Below are 282 nucleotides of genomic sequence, written 5' to 3'. Positions count from 1 at the left end.
GGTGCGGTTGGTGTTTCCTTGTCTATCGGTGTTGCCCTAGCTGATAACTTGATTTCTAACGAAGTCGAAGCCTATATCAACAATGCAGATAACTCCTTCAAGACAACCACAGGCAATATTTCACTATCTGCTACTACTGATGCAACTATTGAAGCCGTATCAGTCGCCGCTTCTTTAGCAGCAGGATTTGGTGTCGCAGCAGGTATAGCCTTGAGTGGTGCAGGTGCGGAGTCTAAAAATACAATTCTGGGCAAGACTAACGCCTATATCAGTAATAGTGTA

Annotated in this window: 1 protein-coding gene; it reads left to right on the top strand. The window is 44.7% G+C overall.

Annotated elements, in window-relative coordinates:
• On the top strand, nt 1-282 hold a 282-nt coding region (locus A3775_RS20445), incomplete at both ends, for a hypothetical protein (protein ID WP_156481694.1).

The sequence above is a fragment of the Anabaena sp. 4-3 genome (genome assembly GCF_001597745.1).
GTDB lineage: Bacteria > Cyanobacteriota > Cyanobacteriia > Cyanobacteriales > Nostocaceae > Trichormus.
Note: the sequence above shows the minus strand (reverse complement) of the source record. Positions and strands in the feature narration are given on the sequence as shown.